This is a genomic window from Pseudomonas reactans, from assembly GCF_013387025.1.
GTDB lineage: Bacteria > Pseudomonadota > Gammaproteobacteria > Pseudomonadales > Pseudomonadaceae > Aquipseudomonas > Aquipseudomonas reactans.
The window spans coordinates 1-21,543 of the sequence record NZ_JACAQP010000035.1; the positions used below are offsets into that span (position 1 = coordinate 1).

The 21,543-nt window shown below is 60.4% G+C and carries 20 protein-coding genes; 8 read left to right on the forward strand and 12 right to left on the reverse strand.

Features of this window, described 5'->3' with window-relative positions:
• Positions 1-98: 98 nt before the first annotated feature.
• The 7 genes from HX793_RS25225 to gloB all read right to left on the reverse strand — a co-directional run bounded on the left by HX793_RS25225 (position 99) and on the right by gloB (position 9,958).
• On the reverse strand, positions 99-1,703 hold the full coding sequence (locus tag HX793_RS25225; RefSeq protein ID WP_028616406.1) for an ABC transporter ATP-binding protein: 1,605 nt from the start codon (positions 1,701-1,703) through the stop codon (positions 99-101).
• 1 nt (position 1,704) lies between these two features.
• Positions 1,705-2,724, reverse strand: a complete 1,020-nt coding sequence (locus HX793_RS25230; RefSeq protein ID WP_177052979.1) for an ABC transporter permease — start codon at positions 2,722-2,724, stop codon at positions 1,705-1,707.
• Between the two features lies 1 nt (position 2,725).
• Positions 2,726-3,802 carry a microcin C ABC transporter permease YejB gene (locus HX793_RS25235; RefSeq protein ID WP_016979726.1) on the reverse strand — a complete coding sequence of 359 codons (1,077 nt, stop codon included), beginning with the start codon at positions 3,800-3,802 and terminating at the stop codon, positions 2,726-2,728.
• Positions 3,803-5,641: an extracellular solute-binding protein gene (locus HX793_RS25240; protein ID WP_177094399.1), complete on the reverse strand. Its 1,839-nt coding sequence runs from the start codon at positions 5,639-5,641 to the stop codon at positions 3,803-3,805. It abuts the gene before it with no gap.
• Positions 5,638-7,467: an extracellular solute-binding protein gene (locus HX793_RS25245; protein ID WP_177094401.1), complete on the reverse strand. Its 1,830-nt coding sequence runs from the start codon at positions 7,465-7,467 to the stop codon at positions 5,638-5,640. Before HX793_RS25245 ends, HX793_RS25240 begins: the two co-directional genes overlap by 4 nt.
• 209 nt (positions 7,468-7,676) lie before the next feature.
• Entirely contained in the window at positions 7,677-9,092 is a 1,416-nt protein-coding gene (locus HX793_RS25250) for a lytic transglycosylase domain-containing protein (protein ID WP_177094404.1), read from the reverse strand.
• Between the two features lie 98 nt (positions 9,093-9,190).
• A complete protein-coding gene (gene gloB / locus HX793_RS25255) occupies positions 9,191-9,958 on the reverse strand; it encodes a hydroxyacylglutathione hydrolase (RefSeq protein WP_016979722.1) in 768 nt (255 codons plus the stop codon).
• A gap of 65 nt (positions 9,959-10,023) precedes the next feature.
• Between gloB and HX793_RS25260 the strand changes: the two genes are divergently transcribed.
• Positions 10,024-10,782 (forward strand): methyltransferase domain-containing protein, encoded by a 759-nt coding sequence (locus tag HX793_RS25260; RefSeq protein ID WP_016979721.1) that lies wholly within the window; start codon positions 10,024-10,026, stop codon positions 10,780-10,782.
• Positions 10,783-10,812: 30 nt separating this feature from the next.
• The gene (gene rnhA, locus HX793_RS25265) at positions 10,813-11,265 is read left to right on the forward strand and encodes a ribonuclease HI (protein ID WP_010210917.1); all 453 of its coding nucleotides are present in this window, start codon (positions 10,813-10,815) and stop codon (positions 11,263-11,265) included.
• Positions 11,266-11,268: 3 nt separating this feature from the next.
• Here rnhA and HX793_RS25270 read toward each other — a convergent pair whose 3' ends face one another.
• Positions 11,269-11,577, reverse strand: coding sequence for a DUF2388 domain-containing protein (locus HX793_RS25270; RefSeq protein WP_026000019.1), 309 nt, complete (start codon positions 11,575-11,577; stop codon positions 11,269-11,271).
• A gap of 201 nt (positions 11,578-11,778) precedes the next feature.
• Here HX793_RS25270 and dnaQ point away from each other — a divergent pair, with 201 nt between their 5' ends.
• From dnaQ to HX793_RS25285, 3 genes are all read left to right on the forward strand, one after another.
• The gene (gene dnaQ / locus HX793_RS25275; RefSeq protein ID WP_177053027.1) at positions 11,779-12,519 is read left to right on the forward strand and encodes a DNA polymerase III subunit epsilon; all 741 of its coding nucleotides are present in this window, start codon (positions 11,779-11,781) and stop codon (positions 12,517-12,519) included.
• 202 nt (positions 12,520-12,721) lie between these two features.
• Complete coding sequence (locus tag HX793_RS25280; protein WP_177052982.1) at positions 12,722-14,977, forward strand: Orn/Lys/Arg family decarboxylase; 2,256 nt, start codon at positions 12,722-12,724, stop codon at positions 14,975-14,977.
• Between the two features lie 8 nt (positions 14,978-14,985).
• The gene (locus HX793_RS25285) at positions 14,986-15,552 is read left to right on the forward strand and encodes a GNAT family N-acetyltransferase (protein WP_177052983.1); all 567 of its coding nucleotides are present in this window, start codon (positions 14,986-14,988) and stop codon (positions 15,550-15,552) included.
• 90 nt (positions 15,553-15,642) lie between these two features.
• Here HX793_RS25285 and HX793_RS25290 read toward each other — a convergent pair whose 3' ends face one another.
• Positions 15,643-16,551 (reverse strand): LysR substrate-binding domain-containing protein, encoded by a 909-nt coding sequence (locus HX793_RS25290; protein WP_177059780.1) that lies wholly within the window; start codon positions 16,549-16,551, stop codon positions 15,643-15,645.
• 109 nt (positions 16,552-16,660) lie between these two features.
• On the opposite strand from HX793_RS25290, the gene HX793_RS25295 reads away from it, so the two are divergent.
• Positions 16,661-17,005 (forward strand): hypothetical protein, encoded by a 345-nt coding sequence (locus tag HX793_RS25295; RefSeq protein ID WP_177094406.1) that lies wholly within the window; start codon positions 16,661-16,663, stop codon positions 17,003-17,005.
• Between the two features lie 61 nt (positions 17,006-17,066).
• Here the strand turns inward: HX793_RS25295 and HX793_RS25300 are convergent, their stop codons facing one another.
• Positions 17,067-17,303 (reverse strand): hypothetical protein, encoded by a 237-nt coding sequence (locus tag HX793_RS25300; RefSeq protein WP_016979714.1) that lies wholly within the window; start codon positions 17,301-17,303, stop codon positions 17,067-17,069.
• Between the two features lie 227 nt (positions 17,304-17,530).
• Here HX793_RS25300 and HX793_RS25305 point away from each other — a divergent pair, with 227 nt between their 5' ends.
• Positions 17,531-18,088, forward strand: coding sequence for an NADPH-dependent FMN reductase (locus tag HX793_RS25305; protein ID WP_016979713.1), 558 nt, complete (start codon positions 17,531-17,533; stop codon positions 18,086-18,088).
• A 116-nt stretch (positions 18,089-18,204) separates the two neighbouring features.
• Here HX793_RS25305 and HX793_RS25310 read toward each other — a convergent pair whose 3' ends face one another.
• Positions 18,205-18,858 (reverse strand): FMN-dependent NADH-azoreductase, encoded by a 654-nt coding sequence (locus HX793_RS25310; protein ID WP_177052986.1) that lies wholly within the window; start codon positions 18,856-18,858, stop codon positions 18,205-18,207.
• A gap of 95 nt (positions 18,859-18,953) precedes the next feature.
• Between HX793_RS25310 and HX793_RS25315 the strand changes: the two genes are divergently transcribed.
• Positions 18,954-19,805 carry a LysR family transcriptional regulator gene (locus HX793_RS25315; RefSeq protein ID WP_016979711.1) on the forward strand — a complete coding sequence of 284 codons (852 nt, stop codon included), beginning with the start codon at positions 18,954-18,956 and terminating at the stop codon, positions 19,803-19,805.
• Here HX793_RS25315 and poxB read toward each other — a convergent pair.
• On the reverse strand, positions 19,802-21,526 hold the full coding sequence (gene poxB / locus HX793_RS25320) for a ubiquinone-dependent pyruvate dehydrogenase (protein ID WP_177094408.1): 1,725 nt from the start codon (positions 21,524-21,526) through the stop codon (positions 19,802-19,804). The genes HX793_RS25315 and poxB overlap by 4 nt on opposite strands.
• Between the last annotated feature and the right edge of the window lie 17 nt (positions 21,527-21,543).

The following is a 21,543-nucleotide window of genomic DNA, read 5'->3' on the forward strand; positions in this document are numbered from 1 at the left end:
GCGTTTTGCTTACTTTTGCGCTGTTCAAAAGTGAGCCGCCGTAAGGGCGGAACCCATATCAGCCATCACCCAACCAACGGATATTCACCCAGCACAACCTAAACCCCAGGCACCAAAAACGCCGCCTCCAACAACTGCCGCGTATACCCATGCTGCGGCGCGGCAAAAATCCCCGCCGCATCCCCCTGTTCCACCACCTGCCCATGCTTCACCACCATCAACTGATGGCTCAACGCCTTGACCACCGCCAAATCATGGCTGATAAACAGATAGGTCAAGTTGTACTTGGCCTGCAAACTGCGCAACAACTCCACCACCTGCCGCTGCACCGTGCGATCCAGCGCCGACGTCGGCTCATCCAGCAAAATCAGGCGCGGCTTGAGCACCAACGCCCGGGCAATGGCAATGCGCTGACGCTGCCCACCCGAGAACTCATGGGGGTACCGATGCCGCGACTCCGGATCCAACCCGACTTCCTTGAGCGCCGCAATAATCGCCGCTTCCTGCTCCAATGGCGTCCCCATCTTATGGATACGCAACCCCTCGCCAACAATCTCACTGACACACATCCGCGGGCTCAAACTGCCAAACGGGTCCTGGAACACCACCTGCATCTCCCGACGCAACGGACGCACCTGTTGCTGGCTGAGCTTATCCAACTGCTGCCCTTCAAAACGAATGCCGCCCTTGCTCGCGATCAACCGTAGAATCGCCAGGCCCAGGGTCGATTTGCCCGAGCCGCTTTCGCCCACGATTCCCAGGGTCTGCCCCTGGGGCAGGCTAAAGTTGATGCCGTCCACCGCCTTGACATAATCGACGGTATTGCGCAAAAAGCCCTTCTTGATCGGGAACCACACTTTCAGGTCATCGACTTCCAGCAACGGAGGGCCGACTTCGTTGCCGGCCGGTCCGCCGCTGGGCTCCGCCGCGAGCAGTTCCTGGGTATACGGATGCTGGGGCGATTGGAACAGCGTTTCACAGTCGGCCTGTTCGACGATGCAACCCTTTTGCATCACGCACACGCGATGGGCGATACGCCGCACCAGGTTCAAGTCATGGCTGATCAGCAGCAGGGCCATGCCCAGGCGCGCCTGCAACTCCTTGAGCAATTCGAGGATCTTCAACTGCACGGTCACATCCAGCGCCGTGGTCGGCTCATCAGCGATCAGCAGCTCCGGTTCATTCGCCAGGGCCATGGCGATCATCACCCGTTGGCGCTGGCCTCCGGATAGCTCATGGGGCAGGGCCTTGAGGCGTTTGTGCGGTTCGGGAATGCCCACCAGGTCCAGCAACTCCAGGGTACGTTGGGTGGCGACCTTGCCTTGCAGCCCCTTGTGCAGGCCGAGCACTTCGTTGATTTGCTTCTCGATGGAGTGCAGCGGGTTCAACGAGGTCATCGGCTCCTGGAAGATCATTGCAATGCGGTTGCCGCGAATGTGGCGGATGGTTTTTTCTTTCAGTGTGAGCAGGTCCTGCCCGGCATAATTGATGGTGCCGGAGGGGTGCCGCGCCAGCGGGTAGGGCAGCAGGCGCAGGATCGAGTGGGCTGTCACCGATTTGCCTGAGCCGCTTTCACCCACCAGGGCGATGGTCTCGCCACGCTTGATGTCGAAGCTGACGTTGTTCACCACACGGTGGTGATGGTCGCCCGTGACGAACTCGACGGAGAGGTCGCGGATTTCGATCAGATTGTCCTGATTCATCTCATTTCCTCGGGTCGAAGGCATCGCGAGCGGACTCGCCGATAAACACCAGCAAACTCAACATGATCGCCAGCACGGCAAAGGCACTCATGCCCAGCCACGGCGCTTGCAGGTTGGATTTACCTTGGGCCACCAGTTCACCCAGCGACGGCGAACCGGCCGGCAAGCCAAAACCGAGGAAGTCCAGGGCGGTGAGGGTGCCGATGGCGCCGGTGAGAATGAACGGCATGAAGGTCATGGTCGACACCATCGCGTTGGGCAGGATATGCCGGAACATGATCGCGCCATTCTGCATGCCCAAGGCCCTGGCGGCGCGCACGTATTCCAGGTTGCGCCCGCGTAGGAACTCGGCACGCACTACATCCACCAGGCTCATCCACGAAAACAACAACATGATGCCCAGCAACCACCAGAAATTGGGCTGCACGAAACTGGCGAGGATGATCAGCAGGTACAACACCGGCAGCCCGGACCAGATCTCCAGGAAGCGCTGCCCGGCCAAATCGACCCAACCGCCGTAGAAACCCTGCAAGGCTCCGGCGATCACGCCGATGATCGAGCTGAGCACTGTCAGCGTCAGGGCAAACAGCACCGACACACGGAAGCCGTAGATCACGCGTGCCAGCACATCGCGGCCCTGGTCATCGGTGCCCAACAGGTTGACGCTGGAAGGCGGCGCAGGCGCCGGCACTTTCAGGTCGTAGTTGATGCTCTGGTAGCTGAACGGAATCGGCGCCCACAAGGTCCAGGCATCCTTGGCCTTGAGCAGTTCCTGGATGTAGGGGCTCTTGTAGTTGGCCTCCAGCGGGAATTCACCGCCAAAGGTGGTCTCCGGGTAGCGCTTGAGCGCGGGGAAGTACCAGCCGCCGTCGTAGTGCACGACCAGCGGTTTGTCATTGGCGATCAGCTCGGCGCCCAGGCTCAGCACGAACAGGATCAGGAACAGCCACAGTGACCACCAGCCACGCTTGTTGGCCTTGAACCGTTCGAACCGACGGCGATTGAGGGGGGATAGATTCATCTCAATGCTCCCGGCTGGCAAAGTCGATACGCGGATCGACCAGGGTGTAGGTGAGGTCGCCGATCAGTTTCACGATCAGCCCCAGCAGGGTGAAGATAAACAGCGTGCCGAACACCACCGGGTAGTCGCGGTTGATCGCCGCTTCAAAACTCATCAGGCCCAGGCCGTCGAGGGAGAAGATCACCTCCACCAACAAGGAACCGGTGAAGAAGATCCCGATGAACGCCGAAGGGAAACCGGCGATCACCAGCAACATCGCGTTGCGGAATACATGGCCGTACAGCACGCGGTGGTTGGTCAGGCCCTTGGCTTTGGCGGTGACCACGTACTGCTTGTTGATCTCGTCGAGAAAGCTGTTCTTGGTCAGCAGGGTCATGGTGGCGAAGTTGCCGATCACCAGGGCCGTGATGGGCAGCGCCAGGTGCCAGAAGTAATCGAGGATCTTGCCGCCCCAGCTCAGTTCGTCGAAGTTGTTCGACGTGAGTCCACGCAAGGGGAACCAGTCCAGGTAACTGCCGCCGGCAAACACCACGATCAGCAGGATCGCAAACAGGAACGCCGGGATCGCATAGCCGACGATGATCGCCGAACTGGTCCATACGTCGAAATGGCTGCCGTGCCGCGTGGCCTTGGCGATCCCTAGCGGGATCGACACCAGGTACATGATCAGCGTGCTCCATAACCCGAGGGAAATGGACACCGGCATCTTCTCCTTGATCAAATCGATGACCTTGGCGTCACGGAAGAAGCTGTCGCCAAAGTCCAGCTGGGCGTAGTTCTTGACCATGATCCACAAGCGTTCCGGCGCCGACTTGTCGAAGCCGTACATCTTCTCGATTTCCTTGATCAGCGCCGGGTCCAGGCCCTGGGCGCCGCGGTAGCTGCTGGAGCCGGCCACGGACACTTCGGAACCACCACCGGCAATGCGGCTGGTGGCGCCCTCGAAGCCTTCAAGCTTGGCGATCATCTGCTCCACCGGGCCACCGGGGGCGGCCTGGATGATGACGAAGTTGATCAGCAGGATCCCGAACAGGGTGGGGATGATCAGTAACAGGCGGCGAAAGATATAGGCCAGCATTTAATCGCCTCCGCTCGCCGGATCGGCGCTGGTGTCTGGGTCTGAGGTGACGGCGGGTTTTACGTCAGGCTTGGCCCACCAGGTGGCGGTGCCGACGTCGTAGCGCGGCGGGACTTTGGGGTGGCCCAAGTGATCCCAATACGCCACGCGGAAGGTCTTGATGTGCCAGTTCGGGATCACGTAGTAGCCGAACTGCAACACGCGGTCCAGGGCCTTGGCATGCGCCACCAGGCTTTTGCGCGAGTCGGCGTCGATCAACTCTTCCACCAGTTGGTCGATGGCCGGGTCCTTGAGGCCCATGTAGTTGCGGCTGCCGGGTTTGTCGGCACTGGAGGACTTCCAGAACTCGCGCTGCTCATTACCCGGCGAAGTGGACTGCGGGAAGCTGCCCACCAGCATGTCGAAGTCCCTTGAGCGAATGCGGTTGATGAACTGCGACACGTCGACCCGACGGATCACCAGGTCGATGCCCAGGTCGGCCAGGTTGCGCTTGAACGGCAGCAGGATACGTTCGAACTCGGTCTGGGCCAGCAGGAACTCGATCTTCACCGGTGTGCCGGTGGTGTCGACCATCTTGTCATCGACGATGCGCCAGCCGGCTTCTTGCAGCAGTTGGTAGGCCTCGCGCTGCTGGGTGCGGATCATGCCGCTGCCGTCGGTCTTGGACGGTTCGAAGGCCTGGGTGAAGACCTCGGGCGGGATCTTGTCGCGCAGCGGTTCGAGGATCGCCAATTCATCCGGGCCGGGCAGGCCGGTGGCGGCCATCTCCGAGTTTTCAAAGTAGCTGCGGGTGCGGGTATAGGCACCGTTGAACAGCTGCTTGTTGCTCCACTCGAAATCCAGCAACAGGCTGATGGCCTTGCGCACGCGTACGTCCTGGAACATCGGCTTGCGCATGTTGAACACGAAGCCCTGCATGCCGGTGGGGTTGCCGTTGGGGATTTCTTCCTTGATCAGGCGACCCTGGGCCACCGCCGGGATGTTGTAGGCGTTGGCCCAGTTCTTGGCGCTGAACTCCAGCCAGTAGTCGAACTGCCCGGCCTTGAGGGCTTCCAGGGACACGGTGCTGTCGCGGTAATAGTCAGTGATGCGGTTATCGAAGTTGTAGAAACCCTTGGCGACCGGCAGGTCCTTGGCCCAGTAATCCTTGACCCGCTCGTAGCGGATCATGCGCCCGGCCTTGACCTCGGCGACCTTGTACGGCCCGCTGCCCAGCGGCACTTCAAGGTTGCCCTTGGCGAAATCGCGGGTCGCCCACCAATGCTTGGGCAATACCGGCAGTTGTCCGAGGATCAGCGGTAATTCGCGGTTGTTGGTGCGCTTGAACTTGAACAGCACCTTCAGCGGGTCTTCGGCGATCACTTCGTCGACATCGGCGTAGTAGGTGCGGTAGATCGGCGAGCCTTCCTTGATCAGTTCCTGGAAGGTGAACACCACGTCTTCGGCGCGGATCGGGTGGCCATCATGGAAGCGGGCTTCCGGGCGCAGGTAGAAGCGCACCCAACTGTTGTCCGGGGCCTTTTCGATCTTGCCGGCCACCAGGCCGTATTCGGTGATGGGCTCGTCCAGGCTTTGCATGGCCAGGGTGTCGTAGATCAAACCGAGGTTATCGGCCGGCACGCCTTTGCTGATGTAGGGGTTGAGGCTGTCGAAGCCGCCCATGGCCGACTCGCGGAAGTTGCCGCCCTTGGGCGCATCCGGGTTGACGTAGTCGAAGTGCTTGAAGTCGGCGGGGTATTTCGGTGGTTCGTTGTAGAGCGTCAACGCATGTTGCGGGGCGGCTTGGGCCGCGGTGCACAGCAGCAGGCCGCCGAGCAGTGCAGTACGCAAATACATCATTGGGCTTTCTCCGAAGCTTTCAGCCACCACGCACTCAGGCCCAGGCTATAGGGCGGCGTGGTGACAAAGGCGAACCGGTTGCGGTACGCCAAGCGATGATAGTTGAGGTACCAGTTGGGAATACTGTAGTGCTGCCACAGCAGCACCCGGTCCAGGGCACGGCCGGCGGCCAGTTGCTCTTCGCGGGTCTTGGCGGCCAGCAGCTGTTCCAGCAGGTGATCGACAATCGGGTTGGCAATGCCTGCATAGTTCTTGCTGCCCTTGATCGCGGCCTGGCTGGAGTGGAAGTACTGCCACTGCTCAAGGCCCGGGCTCAAGGTCTGGTTGAGGGTGATGAGGATCATGTCGAAGTCGAATTGATCCAGGCGCTGCTTGTACTGGGCGCGGTCGACGGTGCGCAGGCGCGCGTCGATGCCGATGCTGATCAGGTTCTCGACATAGGGCTGCAGGATGCGCTCCAGGTTCGGGTTGACCAGCAGGATCTCGAAGCGCAGCGGTTGGCCGTCCTTGTTCAGTAGGCGTTGGCCGGAGAGTTTCCAGCCGGCGCCACCGAGCAGGGCCAGGGCGCGGCGCATGGTTTCGCGGGGGATGCCGCGCCCGTCGGTCTGGGGCAGGCTGAACGGCTGGGTAAACAGGTTGGCCGGCAATTGCTCGCGGTAGGGCGAGAGCATTAGCCATTCATGGCCGGTGGGCACGCCGGTGGCGGAGAATTCGCTGTTGGGGTAATAGCTCAAGGTACGTTTGTAGGCGCTGCTGAACAGGGTGCGGTTGGTCCATTCGAAGTCGAACATCAGCCCCAGGGCTTCGCGCACCTTGGTCTGGCTGAAGGTCGGCCGCCGGCTGTTCATGAACAGGCCCTGGCTCTGGGTCGGGATCTGGTGGGCGATCTGCGCCTTGATCACGTCGCCCCGGTTCACCGCCGGGAAGTTGTAGCCATTGGCCCAGTTTTTGGCTTGATGCTCGATATAGATATCGAATTCGCCGGCCTTGAAGGCTTCGAAGGCCACGTCGCTGTCGCGGTAGAACTCCACTTCGACCTTGTCGTAGTTATAGAAGCCTTGGTTGACCGGCAGGTCCTTGCCCCAATAGTCCTTGACCCGTTCGAACACCAATTGTCGGCCAGGCGTGACCTTGCTGATGCGGTACGGCCCGCTGCCCAAAGGCGGTTCGAAGGTGGTGGCCTTGAAATCGCGGTTTTTCCAGTAGTGCTGGGGCAATACCGGCAATTCGCCCAGGCGCAGGATCAACAACGGGTTGCCGGCGCGCTTGAACACAAAGCGGATGCGGTGCCGGTTGAGGACGTCCACCCGCGCCACTTCCTGCAGGTTGGTGCGGTATTGCGGGTGGCCTTCGGTCAGCAGCGTGCGATAGGAAAACGCCACGTCGTAGGCGGTGATCGGCTTGCCATCGTGGAAGCGCGCTTCCGGGCGCAGATTGAACACCACCCAGCTGCGGTCCTCGCTGTACTCCACCGACTGGGCGATCAGCCCATAACTGGAGGTGGGCTCATCGCCGGAGGGCGCGTACAGGCCGGTGCCCACCATCAACGGCTCGTTCAGCTCGTTGACTCCGTATTGCAGGAAATTAGGGGTGGAAACCGGGCTGGAGCCCTTGAAGGTATAGGGGTTGAGGGTATCGAAGGTGCCAAAGGCCATGACCCGCAATGTCCCGCCTTTCGGCGCTGCAGGGTTTACCCAATCGAAGTGGGTGAATTTGGCCGGGTACTTGAGACTGCCGAACTGCGTATAACCGTGGCTCTCGGTAATCGCCGCGTTCGCACCAAAGCTCAAGGCCAGACTTATTAGTAGAAGGAGGGGACGCTTCAAATCAGGGATCCGATCCAGGCGGCTTGCGCTTTATGATCGGTACAGTAACAGCTTGTTCCGGTTGGAAAAAGGCCGTTGGATTGACGCAGAATCAATGTGGGAGGGGGCTTGCCCCCGACAGCAATGCATCAGCCAACAGATTCATTGGCTGGCCTACCGCTATCGGGGGCAAGCCCCCTCCCACATGGGGTCTCCAGTGTTCTTGAACTTTAGCGTGGACCTGATACCACCAGCATCTGCCCCGGTTTCAACGCCTGGCCAGTGCGCGGGTTCCAGCGCTTGAGATGTTGCATCTCGACGTTGAAGCGCTTGGCGACGATGTACAGCGAGTCGCCCTTCTTGACCTTGTATTGCACCGGTTTCTTGCTGTCAGCCTTGGCCACCAGCTTGCGCGTGTCCTGCATCACCAGGGTCTGGCCGACCTTGAGGGCCTGGCCGTTGAGCTTGTTCCAGCGCTGCAGGTCATGCACATCGACCTTGTTGGCCTTGGCGATCAGCGTCAGGTTGTCGCCACTGCGTACCTTGTAGCTGCGGGTACGCCCGGCAACCCGCGCGGTCTCGACTTCGTCGAACACCTGCTTTTTCGGACGCATCGCCAGCAATTCTTCAGGCTTCATCGTCGAAAGGGTGCTGGTGAGCAATTGCGCCTTGGAGCTCGGCACCAGCAGATGCTGCGGGCCATCCAAGGTGGTGCGCTGCTTCAGCGCGGGATTGAGCTGGAACAGTTCGTCTTCGTCGATCTCGGCCAGCGCGGCAACCCGTGACAGGTCCATGCTTTGCTTGACTTCAACCACTTCGAAGTACGGCGTGTTGGCAATCGGGTTCAGGTTGACGCCATAGGCCTCGGGCGCTAGCACCACCTGGGACAGCGCCAGGAACTTGGGCACGTAGTCCTTGGTTTCCTGGGGCAGGGGCAGGTTCCAGTAGTCGGTCGGCAGGCCGAGCTTTTCGTTGCGCTCGATCGCCCGGCTCACCGTGCCTTCGCCGGCGTTGTAGGCGGCCAGGGCCAGCAGCCAGTCACCGTTGAACATGTCGTGCAGACGGGTCAGGTAGTCGAGGGCGGCGGTGGTGGAGGCGGTGATGTCGCGACGGCCATCATAGGCGCGGGTCTGGCGCAGGTTGAAGTAGCGCCCGGTGGAGGGAATGAATTGCCACAAGCCGACCGCATCGCTGCGCGAATAGGCCATTGGGTTGTAGGCGCTTTCAATCACTGGCAGCAGCGCCAGCTCCAGGGGCATGTTGCGTTCTTCAAGGCGCTCGACGATGTAATGAATGTAGAGGCTGCCACGTTCGCCGGCATTCTCAAGGAAGGAAGGGTTGCTGGCGAACCACAGTCGCTGTTGCTCGATACGTGGGTTGACGCCTACACCGTCCTGCAATTGAAAGCCCCGTCGCATACGCTCCCAAACATCCTGGGGCGCTTCGGGCGCTGGCTTTTCCGAAAGCCAGATGACGGGTTTCTGTTTGATCTTGGCGCTAAGGTTCGGCTTGGGTTGCACGGTGGATTGTGCGGTGAAATTGCTTGATTGGCAGCCCGCCAGCGTGGCGGACACAGCCACCGCCACAGCTTGAGCCAGGCGGGTCAATGCGTCTGAATGGTTGGATTTACGAATAGATGACGACATTGGCTGGAAGTAAGTTCCGGGCAAAAATGTCGGGCGATTCTAGAAACCCGTTGGGTTCCGGTCAACCATTCAGAAATTACGTATCAGATTGCTTCCTGTTAGAACTTATCTTTCCACGCCCTCAAGCTAGCAAACACCTCGGCCCCAGAGCGGTTGTCGCGGCCATTCCGTTCGTCCGCTTTTTGTTTAACGGATGTTTCAGAGGTTCGCAGAAAGGGGTTGGTGCGCTTTTCCAGGGCCAGGTTGGAAGGCAGCGTGATCTCGCCACGTTCGCGCAATTGCCGGACGTTTTCCACCCGTTCGGCGATATCGGCGTTATCTGGTTCGACGGCCTGGGCAAACTTGAGGTTGCTTTGGGTGTATTCGTGGGTGCAGTACACCAAGGTGTCGGCGGGCAGTGCGGCCAAACGCTCAAGCGACGTGTGCATCTGTTCCGGCGTGCCTTCGAACAGGCGGCCGCAACCGGCGGCGAACAGGGTATCGCCACACAACAGCACGCCCTGGTGATAAAAGGCGATATGGCCCAGGGTGTGGCCGGGCACGGTATAAATGTCGAAATCCCAGCCGAGCACGCTGATGCGGTCGTTATCGTTCAACGCTACGTCCCGCGCCGGGATTTTCTCGTTGGCCGGGCCGTAGACCTTGGCGTCCGTCACCCGTTTGAGTTGTTCGACGCCGCCGACATGGTCGTGGTGGTGGTGAGTGATCAGGATGTCGCTGAGGACCCACTCAGGGTTTTGCTTGAGCCAGGCCAGCACCGGCGCGGCATCGCCGGGGTCGACCACGGCGCAGCGCTGGGTGCTCGGGTCTTGTAACAACCAGATGTAGTTATCGGTGAAGGCGGGCAGGGCACTGATCTGTATCATTCTTCGATTCGCCAAGCTGAACACATTGGTGCATCTTAGAACGTCTAGGCGAGTTGGAGAATGCAATGACTGATAAAGCGTTCGCCCAGGCCGATCCTGAGTGGCTGGCCCTGATCAGCGCAGCCCGTGAATGGCTGTCCGGTCCGATCGGGCAATTTCTGCTGGACGAAGAACGGCGCATGCTCGAAGACGAGTTGGGCCGGTTCTTTGGCGGTTATCTTGTGCATTACGGGCCATCGGCCGAAACGCCGCCGTGCGCGCCTCAGGTACAACGCAATGTGCGCCTGGGTGCACCGTTGCCGGGGGTGGAGATTGTCTGCGAGGAACAGGCCTGGCCGTTGAGCGAGCACGCCGCCGATGTGGTGGTGTTGCAGCATGGCCTGGATTTCTGCCTGTCGCCCCACGGCTTGCTGCGCGAAGCGGCGAGCAGTGTGCGCCCGGGTGGCCATTTGCTGATTGTCGGGATCAACCCGTGGAGCAGTTGGGGCTTGCGCCATGTGTTCGCCCACGACGCCTTGCGCCAGGCGCGTTGTATCTCGCCGCAACGGGTGGGGGACTGGCTGAACCTGCTGGGCTTCGCGCTGGAGAAACGCCGCTTCGGGTGCTATCGTCCGCCGCTTGCGTCGACCAAGTGGCAAGCCCGCCTGGCCGGCTGGGAACGCCGCGCAGGTGCCTGGCAACTGTCAGGTGGCGGCTTCTATCTGCTGGTGGCGCGCAAGATCGTGGTCGGGTTGCGGCCGGTGCAACAGGTACGCCGCGAGCCGATGGGCAAGTTGGTGCCGATGCCGATGGCCAAGGTCAACCGCAAGCAAAGCGACGCATGACCCTCTTTTTTAATGAATACCGAGCAACCGATGACCGATAGCGTAGAACTCTTCACCGATGGCGCCTGCAAGGGCAACCCCGGCCCTGGCGGCTGGGGCGCGTTGCTGGTGTGCAAGGGCGTGGAGAAAGAGTTGTGGGGCGGCGAACCCAATACCACCAACAACCGCATGGAGCTGATGGGCGCCATTCGCGGCCTGGAAGAACTCAAGCGCCGTTGCAACGTGTTGCTGGTGACCGACTCGCAATACGTGATGAAGGGCATCAACGAGTGGATGGTCAACTGGAAGAAGCGCGGCTGGAAGACGGCGGCCAAGGAGCCGGTGAAGAATGCCGACCTGTGGCAACTGCTCGATGAGCAATGCAATCGCCATGACATCACCTGGAAATGGGTACGCGGCCACATCGGCCACCCTGGCAACGAGCGCGCCGACCAGTTGGCCAATCGAGGCGTGGACGAAGTGCGCGGCTACAAGCAGAGCTGATGTTTAAAGCGCGGCGATAGCCTGGGCCAGTTGCATGTCGGTATAGGTTTGCCCGGGCAGACGTTCACGCACATGCACCAGCGCCGACGCCAGGCGCACCCCCAGGATCTGGCCATCGCTGGCGACAAAGGCTTCGGCGTCATCCCTGGCGGCCTGGACAATCTTGTCGTCCTTGAATGAAGAACTGGTGCCCTTGCTGGCGCTCATGGACAGGCTGACCAGGAAGTCGGTAGTCATTACGAAGCTGGTAGCGTGTGCACTGCAGGCACAGCCCATCAGCAACAGGGTGCAGAGTGTTTTTGAAAGGTTCATGGTGTTGCCGAGTCCGCATTCAGGTGGGGTGCGCAGGCTAGCAAGGGCACCTTGGATCATCTGCTGCGGCTTTGCGAAGGATTGTAAGAAACTGTCGGAAATTGAAGGCGTTGGGCCAGCCTTGGGCGGCCTGGAGTGTGACGTGCTAATATCCCGCCCCTTGAAATACACCACACCGTTGAGAGCTGAACCCTGATGGCCATCCGATCTGTTGTACTCGATACCGAAACCACCGGCATGCCGGTGACCGACGGCCACCGGATCATCGAAATCGGCTGTGTCGAATTGATGGGGCGGCGCCTCACTGGACGTCACTTCCACGTCTACCTGCAACCGGACCGCGACAGTGACGAAGGCGCGATTGGCGTTCACGGCATCACTGACGAATTCCTCAAGGGCAAGCCGCGTTTCGCTGAAGTTGCCGATGAGTTCTTCGAATTCATTAACGGCGCGCAGTTGATCATCCATAACGCGGCGTTCGACGTCGGCTTCATCAACAACGAATTTGCCCTGATGGGGCAGACCGATCGCGCAGACATCTCCCAGCACTGTTCGATCCTCGACACCTTGATGATGGCCCGTGAGCGTCACCCCGGCCAGCGCAACAGCCTCGATGCCTTGTGCAAGCGTTATGGCGTCGACAACTCCGGCCGTGAGCTTCACGGCGCCTTGCTCGACTCCGAGATTCTTGCTGACGTCTACCTGACCATGACCGGCGGGCAGACCAGCCTGTCCCTGGCGGGTAACGCCTCCGATGGCAGCGGATCGGCGGAAGGGTCGGGCAACCGTCCTTCGGAAATCCGCCGGCTGCCGGGCGACCGCAAGCCGACCACGATCATCCGCGCCAGTGAGCAGGACCTGGCCGAGCATGCGGCGCGGCTGGAAGCGATTGCCAAGTCGGCGGGTGCGCCGGCGTTGTGGTCGACCCTGACCCAGCAATAGGCCGGAAAAACGCGGTAAAAATGTGGGAGCGGGCTTGCTCGCGAATAGGGTGGTTAAGTTGACTCATCTGTCGACTGACACACTGCATTCGCGAGCAAGCCCGCTCCCACCTTTGATTTGTACAACCGTTGAAATCTTCATTCGCGTCATCGCCCCCCAGCTTCTACCCTTGAGTGCATAGCCCTCAGGACTACAAGCACTCATGTACAAAGACCTGAAGTTCCCTGTCCTTATCGTGCACCGTGACATCAAGGCCGACACCGTTGCCGGTGACCGGGTCCGAGGCATCGCCCGAGAGCTGGAACAAGAGGGTTTCAGTATTTTTTCCGCAGTGGATTACGCCGAAGGGCGATTGGTGGCGTCTACCCATCATGGCTTGGCGTGCATGCTGATCGCCGCCGAGGGTGCCGGCGAAAATACCCACCTGCTGCAAAACATGGTTGAGCTGATTCGCCTGGCGCGGCTGCGGGCGCCGAACCTGCCGATCTTTGCCCTGGGCGAGCAAGTCACCCTGGAAAACGCGCCCGCCGATGCCATGAGCGAACTCAACCAGTTGCGCGGCATTCTCTACCTGTTCGAAGACACCGTGCCGTTTCTTGCGCGGCAAGTCGCCCGTGCGGCGCGCACTTACCTGGATGGCCTGTTGCCGCCATTCTTCAAGGCGCTGGTGCAGCACACCGCTGACTCCAACTACTCCTGGCACACCCCCGGCCATGGCGGTGGCGTGGCCTACCGCAAGAGCCCGGTGGGGCAGGCGTTTCACCAGTTCTTCGGGGAAAATACCCTGCGCTCGGACCTGTCGGTATCAGTGCCTGAACTCGGTTCGTTGCTGGACCACACCGGCCCGTTGGCCGAAGCCGAGGCCCGCGCTGCGCGCAACTTTGGCGCTGACCACACCTTCTTCGTGATCAACGGCACCTCCACCGCGAACAAGATCGTCTGGCATTCCATGGTCGGGCGTGATGACCTGGTGCTGGTGGACCGCAATTGCCATAAGTCGGTGCTGCACTCGATCATCATGACCGGCGCCATCCCGCTGTACCTGTGCCCCGAACGCAATGAACTGGGGATTATCGGCCCGATTCCCTTGAGCGAATTCAGCCCCGAATCCATCCGCGCCAAGATCGACGCCAGCCCGCTCACCCGTGGCCGCCCGCCGAAAGTGAAAATGGCTGTGGTGACCAATTCCACCTACGACGGCCTGTGCTACAACGCCGAGCTGATCAAGCAGCAACTGGGCAACAGCGTCGAGGTGTTGCATTTTGACGAGGCTTGGTATGCCTATGCCGCGTTTCATGAGTTCTTCTCCGGGCGCTACGGGATGGGTACTTCGCGTACGCCAGACAGCCCGCTGGTATTCACCACCCACTCGACCCACAAGCTGCTGGCGGCCTTCAGCCAGGCCTCGATGATCCATGTGCAGGATGGCGGCGCACGCCAGTTGGACCGTGACCGTTTCAACGAAGCCTTCATGATGCATATTTCCACGTCGCCGCAATACAGCATCATTGCCTCGCTGGATGTGGCGTCGGCGATGATGGAAGGTCCGGCCGGGCGTTCGCTGTTGCAGGAGATGTTCGACGAGGCGTTGAGTTTCCGCCGTGCGCTGGCCAACTTGCGCCAGCACATTGCTGAAGAGGATTGGTGGTTTTCGATCTGGCAGCCGCCATCAGTAGCGGGCATCGACCGCGTGGTCACCGCCGATTGGCTGTTGCACCCCGAGGATGACTGGCATGGCTTCGGTGATGTGGCTGAAGACTACGTGCTGCTGGACCCGATCAAAGTCACGCTGGTGATGCCCGGCCTCAATGCCGGCGGTGCCCTCAGCGATTGCGGGATTCCCGCAGCGGTCGTCAGCAAATTCCTCTGGGAGCGTGGGCTGGTGGTGGAAAAAACCGGGTTGTATTCCTTCCTCGTGTTGTTCTCCATGGGCATTACCAAGGGCAAATGGAGTACCTTGCTCACCGAGTTGCTGGAGTTCAAGCGCAGTTACGATGCCAATGTCAGCCTGGCCAGTTGCCTGCCTTCGGTGTTTGCCCAAGGGCCGGCGCGTTACCAAGGGCTGGGTTTGCGCGACCTGTGCAACCAATTGCACGGCTGTTACCGCAGCAATGCCACGGCCAAACACCTCAAGCGCATGTACACCGTCTTGCCGGAAATCGCGATGAAACCGGCCGACGCCTATGACCAATTGGTGAGGGGCGAAGTGGAGGCGGTCTCCATTGACGCCTTGCAAGGCCGCGTCGCAGCAGTGATGCTGGTGCCTTATCCGCCCGGCATTCCGTTGATCATGCCGGGCGAGCGCTTTACCGAGTCGACGCGCTCGATCATCGACTACCTGGCATTTGCCCGGACGTTCGATAGCAGTTTTCCCGGTTTTGTCGCTGATGTTCATGGGTTGCAACACGAAGATGACGGCAGTGGTCGTTGTTACACCGTCGATTGCATCAAGGGTTAAGGATGGTTATGCAAGCTGTAATGAACCCGAAGTATCCGGGGCTCAGTGTAAGGGTCGCCGACGAAGGCTTTGATGCCTACGTGTGGGGCAATGATTTCAGCTTTGAGGTCAGCGCCTACGGTGAGCCGCAGATCGGCAAGCGGGTCGATCAATGGCCCGTGGAGCGCATCCTGCCGTACCGCAAGTGCTATGGCATCGACCCCGAAGAGTTCGCCAGCTTCCGCGATGCGCCCGACAGCGCGATCTTCATGGCCTATCTCGACGATCGCGCGGTCGGGCACATTGTGGTCAGCACCAACTGGAACGGTTTTGCCCATGTCGACGAGCTCGCGGTAGCTTTGCCCGCGCGGCGCCATGGGGTGGCCAAGGCGCTGCTGGATGTGGCGCAGTTCTGGAGCCGCAAAAAGAACCTGCCGGGGATGATGCTGGAAACCCAGAACAACAATCTGGGCGCCTGTCGGTTGTACGAGCGTTGCGGCTACGTGATGGGCGGGGTCGACCACCTGCGCTATCGCGGCATCGACCCGCAGACCCGTGAAGTGGCGGTATTCTGGTATCGGCTGTTCAAGGTGTAGGAGCGAGCTTGCTCGCGAAAAACGTCAACGGTAACGCGTGCATCCAATCTAAACGCGGCGCCTATAAGTTTTTCGCGAGCGAGCTCGCTCCTACAGGGTCTTTGTCTCACCTGAAAGAAGGCCCTCGGCCCTTTGCGTCACGATCTCCAGCAACGCATTCAGCGCCGGCGAGGTCGCGCCGTCCTTGAGGGTCAGCGCGTACAGGCTGACCATGATCGGCGGCGACACCGGGCACGCATCCAGCCCCGCCTCCCGTGCGCCAAAGGCGGTGAAGGGGTCAACCACCGCCAGGCCTTCTCCCGCTTCGACCATGCTGCGCATCATCTGATAAGTCTGTACACGCGTCTGCACCACCGGCAGCGGGCGCAAGGCTTGCAGCTTGGCGTCCAGCAGGCGGCTGAGAGGGTCCTGGCCTTCCAGCCCGATCATCGACTGCCCGGCGAGGTCCTGCAGCGCGATGTATTTCTGTTTGGGCTTGAGCCAGCCATGGGGGGCGAGCAATTGCAGTTTGCCTTGGGCCAGTACCGTGCTGTGGATTTGCGGGTGTTCCGGGTCATACAGGCTCAACCCCACATCGGCTTCGTGCAGCAGCAGGCTCCTGACGATCTCCCGAGTCGGCTGGCTCGATAAGTTGCACGGTGTGTCCTGAAAACGTCGGCGCAACATTGCAATGCTTTGCGGCAGCAGTTGGTTGGCCAGGGGCGGCGTGCAGAGCGCGCGCAGGGTGGGGGCATGATGGTGTTTCAAGCGGCTGGCCAGTCGTTGCACCGGCTCCAGCGCTTCATAGACGTGGGCGATTTCGGCCTGCAGTTCCAGGGTTTCCCGGGTGGCCTGCAAACGTCCACGCACACTGGCGAACAGCATGAAGCCAAGCTGCTGCTCGGCATCCTTGAGCGCCGCTTCCACATCGCCCACGGAAAGTTGCAACCATTCGGCGGCCAAGCCTGGGTGTCCGGTCTGCAAGATGGCCTGAATCACTTCGATATGACGTAAACGCATCGCCGGAGTCTATGTGCAGCGGGCCGGGTATTCAATAGAATGGCGATGCTGATCATCAACGACCACAGCCGGCTTCCGGCATTAACAACAAAAACAGGTCTGGTCTCATATGCCTTTACCCTCGATTTTCCTCGGGGTAACGGCCAAGCAACTGCTGGTCCTGGTGACCGTCGGCTGCGTGGCTGCTTATCTCCTCGACACTCAAAACGAAACCGCGCCGGAAAACCTGGCACTTGAAGCCTTTATCCGTTCCCAGGAACAGGTCGTGGAGCAGGTGGGCTCGGTGCTGGGCATGGAGTTGGTCAGGCAGGTGGTCGCGCATCCCGGCTACAACTCCGCAGGCTACCAGCGTTTGCTGTATGCCGTTGACGGTGAGAGGGGGCGGCTGATGGTGACGCTGAAGAAGGTGCAGGGAGAGCAGGGCATTGAGGTCACGGAAATCCGTCGTCCGTGATCACCCCAGCCCAGTCAATGCCGTCAATGGCCAGGACTGAGCAGGTGGATAGGGCGAGATCTTATGAAGCGAGGGTGGTTTGCGATTCGCGCACAAGAATGGTGCCCGATTGGATCAACTTGAATTCGTCGCCTTCCAGTTTCTCTACACGGTCGCCAATGGCCAGCTTGTAGGTGGTGGTAGGTGCCGAACCAGCCAGGTCGCCTTGCGCCGGGTTGGATTCCTGGAACTCATGCACCGAATACACGCGTCCTTCTGCGTCTCTGGCATGAAACTGTCCGACTAATACTGCTGCCATCTGTTTAGAACCTCTGGAGATAAACACTCGATTTGCGGTTCTGTAGACCGTCATGGAGCGGGGTAGTTTACTTACGGAATAAAAATACTATTCGCTGATATTTTCAGATGCTTCCTACGTGTCGCAGTGCCACTCAAACGCCCGCAGGAATATCAAAACCTTCTGGTGAACACGCCGCGAAGACTCTATAACTACAAGCTCCTTTAGTCAGACGTCGGGAAACCCCAATGAGCAAGGTCTACACCGTAGCCGTCGTGGTCGGCAGCTTGAGAAAAGACTCGATCAACCGCAAAGTCGCGCTGGCCCTGGCCGAACTGGCCCCGGCCAATCTGAAGTTGAACATTGTGGAAATTGGCGATTTGCCGCTCTACAACGAAGACATTGACGGTGCGACACCGCCGGCAGCCTACAGTACTTTCCGCAAACACGTGAGTTCATCCGACGCGGTGTTGTTCGTGACCCCGGAATACAACCGCTCCGTGCCCGCCCCGTTGAAGAACGCCATCGACGTCGGTTCGCGGCCTTACGGGCAGAGCGCCTGGAGTGGCAAGCCGGGCGCGATCATCAGTGTATCGCCGGGTGCGATTGGTGGGTTTGGCGCCAACCATCATTTGCGCCAATCCCTGGTGTTCCTTGATGTGCCCTGCATGCAACAGCCGGAGGCCTATCTGGGTGGCGCGGGCAGTGTGTTTGACGAGGCGGGCAAGGTGTCGGAAAAGACCAAGCCGTTCCTGCAGGCGTTTATCGATGCTTATGGCAAGTGGGTCGAAAAACAACACGGCTGAATACTCCGGACTTTGTGGCGAGGGAGCTTGCTCCCGCTGGGCCGCGAAGCGGACCCAAAAGATGGGCCTGCTGCGCAGTCCAGCGGGAGCAAGCTCCCTCGCCACAGGTACAGTGTTCACATCAGTTTTTCCCCCGCCTGTAAGGCCAACTGATCCGCAAGCAATAACGCCAACGCTGTGCTTTTCAGGCGCGAAGCCTGATCGACCTCCGGCCCCAGGATGGTCTTCTCCACATACAACGAATGCACATCTGTCACCCCGACAAAACCTAGCCAGGCATCCATGTAGGGCTTCTGGAAATCCATCGCCTGGGTGTCCGGCGCCGAAAAATCCATACCCCGCGCATACACGTTCACCGCCGTCTTGTTGCGCAGCAGCCCGCGCAATCCGTGCTCCGGGCTGAATTCGAACAACACGTCCTTCTGCGACACTACGTCAATAAAGTGCTTGAGCTTGTAGGGCACGGCGAAATTCCACAGCGGAACCGAGAAAATCAGCACGTCAGCCTGATGCAGTTGGGCCGCCAGCTTTTTCAGCGTTTCCCAGGCGAGGGCTTGTTCATCACTCAACGGCGTTCCACTGAGCCCGGCGTATTTGGCGTCCATGATCGGGCCGTCGAATTCGGGGAGGTCCAGTGCCCAGAGGTCCAGGGTATGCACCTGGGTATCCGGCGCGTTCTGCTGATACCGCGCGATAAACTGGTGGGCGATTTCCAAAGAGGCGGAGCGCTGTTTGCGCGGTGAGCATTCGATGTGCAGGAGGGTGGTCATGGCAGGTCTCGGAGAAAGATGACCCGGGCATTGCAACATAACGCCAAGTGAAATATAAATCGTGTTTTATCGCCTGATTAATCTGTTATCAGAATATGTTCGATATCGTCCTGCTAAAAACCTTTGTCGCCGTCGTCGACGAAGAGGGCTTCAGCCGCGCCGCTGCCCGTTTGCACCTCACGCAATCGGCGGTCAGCGGGCATCTGCGGCGTCTTGAGGAACAGGTGGGCAAGCCCTTGCTTACCCGCACCACGCGCTCCCAGCAACTGACGGCGGACGGCGAACGCCTGATGGCTTACGCGCGGGGCATCCTGGCGTTGAATCGCAATGCCTGGGCCGAGCTGACGCGCTCGGCATTTGAAGGGAACCTGCGCGTTGGTGTTTCGGAAGAGTTCGCGGATGCGCGTCTGTTGCGCGAGTTGCAGGAGGTTGCCGCGCAGTATCCCGGCCTGCAAATCACTGTGCAGGTGGGTATTCCCGGTTCATTGCTAGCGCTGATGAAGCTGGGCGAATTGGATGTGGTGGTGGGTTCATTGTGCGAGTCCAGCGAGCCTGGCCTGGCGCTGTGGCAGGAGCCGCTGGTGTGGGCCTGGTCTGCGCAACCGCTGACGACATTGCCGACGCCCTTGCCCTTGGCGCTGTTTCCCGAGCCTTGCCCTTATCGCGAAGCGGCGCTTTCACGCCTGGCCCAGGCGGGTATCGCCCAGCGTACCGCCATGCTCTGCGCCAGCTACGCGGCGTTGCATGCTGCCGCGTTGGCCGGCTTTGCCATCGCGCCGATTGCGCGCAGCCAACTGGTGCCCGGCTTGACGATACTCGGTGCCGAGCACGGGTTACCCGAATTGCCCGATGCCGAGTTCCGCCTGTTCAGCGCGCCGGATGCGGACCCGCGCATGGTCGAGGTGATCACCGAAGTGGTGGTCCGCTACGGTGCTTCCCTGCGCTAGCGCAACCAGTTGGTACGCGCCAGTTCGATCACTTCATCGCCACGGCCACTCATCACCGCCTTGAGCATATACAGGCTGAAACCCTTGGCCTGTTCCAGCTTGATGGTCGGCGGCATCACCAGCTCCTGGGTCGCGGTGACCACGTCCACCAGCACCGGGCCGTCATGGGCGAGGGCGCGGCGCAGGGCCGGTTCCAGGTCTTCGGACTGCTCCACGCGAATGCCGAGGATGCCCATGGCGTTGGACATGGCGGCGAAATCCGGGTTTTTCAGTTCGGTGCCGGCATCCAGATAGCCCGCAGCCTTCATTTCCATGGCAACGAACCCCAAGGAAGAGTTATCGAACACGATGACTTTCACCGGCAGTTTCAACTGCGCCAACGAGATGAAATCCCCCATCAACATGGCGAAACCACCGTCACCGGACATCGAGATCACCTGGCGATCCGGAAAGGCTGCCTGGGCACCAATGGCTTGGGGCATGGCATTGGCCATTGAGCCGTGGTTGAACGAACCGATCAGGCGGCGCTTGCCATTCATCTTCAAATAGCGCGCAGCCCACACGGTGGGCGAGCCGACATCGGCGGTGAAGATCGCATCGTCATCCGCCAATTCACTGAGCAAACGTGCGACGTATTGCGGGTGAATCGGTCGATTGGCTTTCGAGGGTTGAGCGAGGTCATCCAGCCCTTGGCGGGCTTTCTCGTAATGCTTCAGGGACGTTTCGAGAAAGCTGCGATCGGGCTTGCGTGTCAGGCGCGGTAGGAGGGCGCCGATGGTTTCGCTGACATCCGCGGCAATACCCAGGTCCAGTGTGGCGCGGCGGCCGAGGGCCTGTGGGTTACGGTCGATCTGAATGATCTTGGCGTCGGTTGGGTAGAACTGGCGGTAGGGGAAGTCGGTGCCGAGCATGATCAAGGTGTCGCAGTCGAGCATGGCATGGTAGCCCGAGCTGAAGCCGATCAGGCCGGTCATGCCTACGTCGAACGGGTTGTCCCATTCCACATGTTCTTTACCGCGCAGCGCGTGTACTACGGGAGCGCCGAGGGCGTCAGCCAGGGCGACCACTTGGTCATGAGCGCCGGCACAGCCGCTGCCGCACAGCAAGGTGGTTTTCTGGCTGCTTTCCAGGATATCGGTAAGGCGTTGCAGGTCCTGTTCTGCCGGTAGCGTGCGTGGCGCGTGCAGGGCTGGCCACGGCTTGAGCTTGTCTTCGACTTCCAGCAGCGACACATCGCCCGGAATCACCACCACCGCGACGCCGCGATTGAGGATCGCCGAACGCATGGCGCGGTGCAGCACGTGAGGCATCTGTTCGGGGTTGGTGACCAGCTCGATAAAGTGGCTGCACTCCTTGAACAGTTCCTGCGGATGGGTTTCCTGGAAGTAGTTCAGGCCGATCTCCGACGACGGAATCTGCGCGGCAATTGCCAGCACCGGCACATGATTGCGATGGCAGTCGAACAGGCCATTGATCAAATGCAGGTTGCCCGGCCCACAACTGCCGGCGCACACGGTCAGTTCTCCGGTGGCCGCCGCTTCGGCGCCAGCGGCGAACGCAGCCACTTCCTCATGACGCACATGCATCCACTCGATACTGTCCATGGTGCGCAGGGCGTCCGTAAGGCCGTTGAGGCTGTCGCCGGTCAGCCCCCAGATGCGCTTGATCCCCGCCTGTTCAAGGGTGGTCGCCAATTGCTGGGCCAGGTTGATTTTCGCCATGAAGAACTCCAATCGTC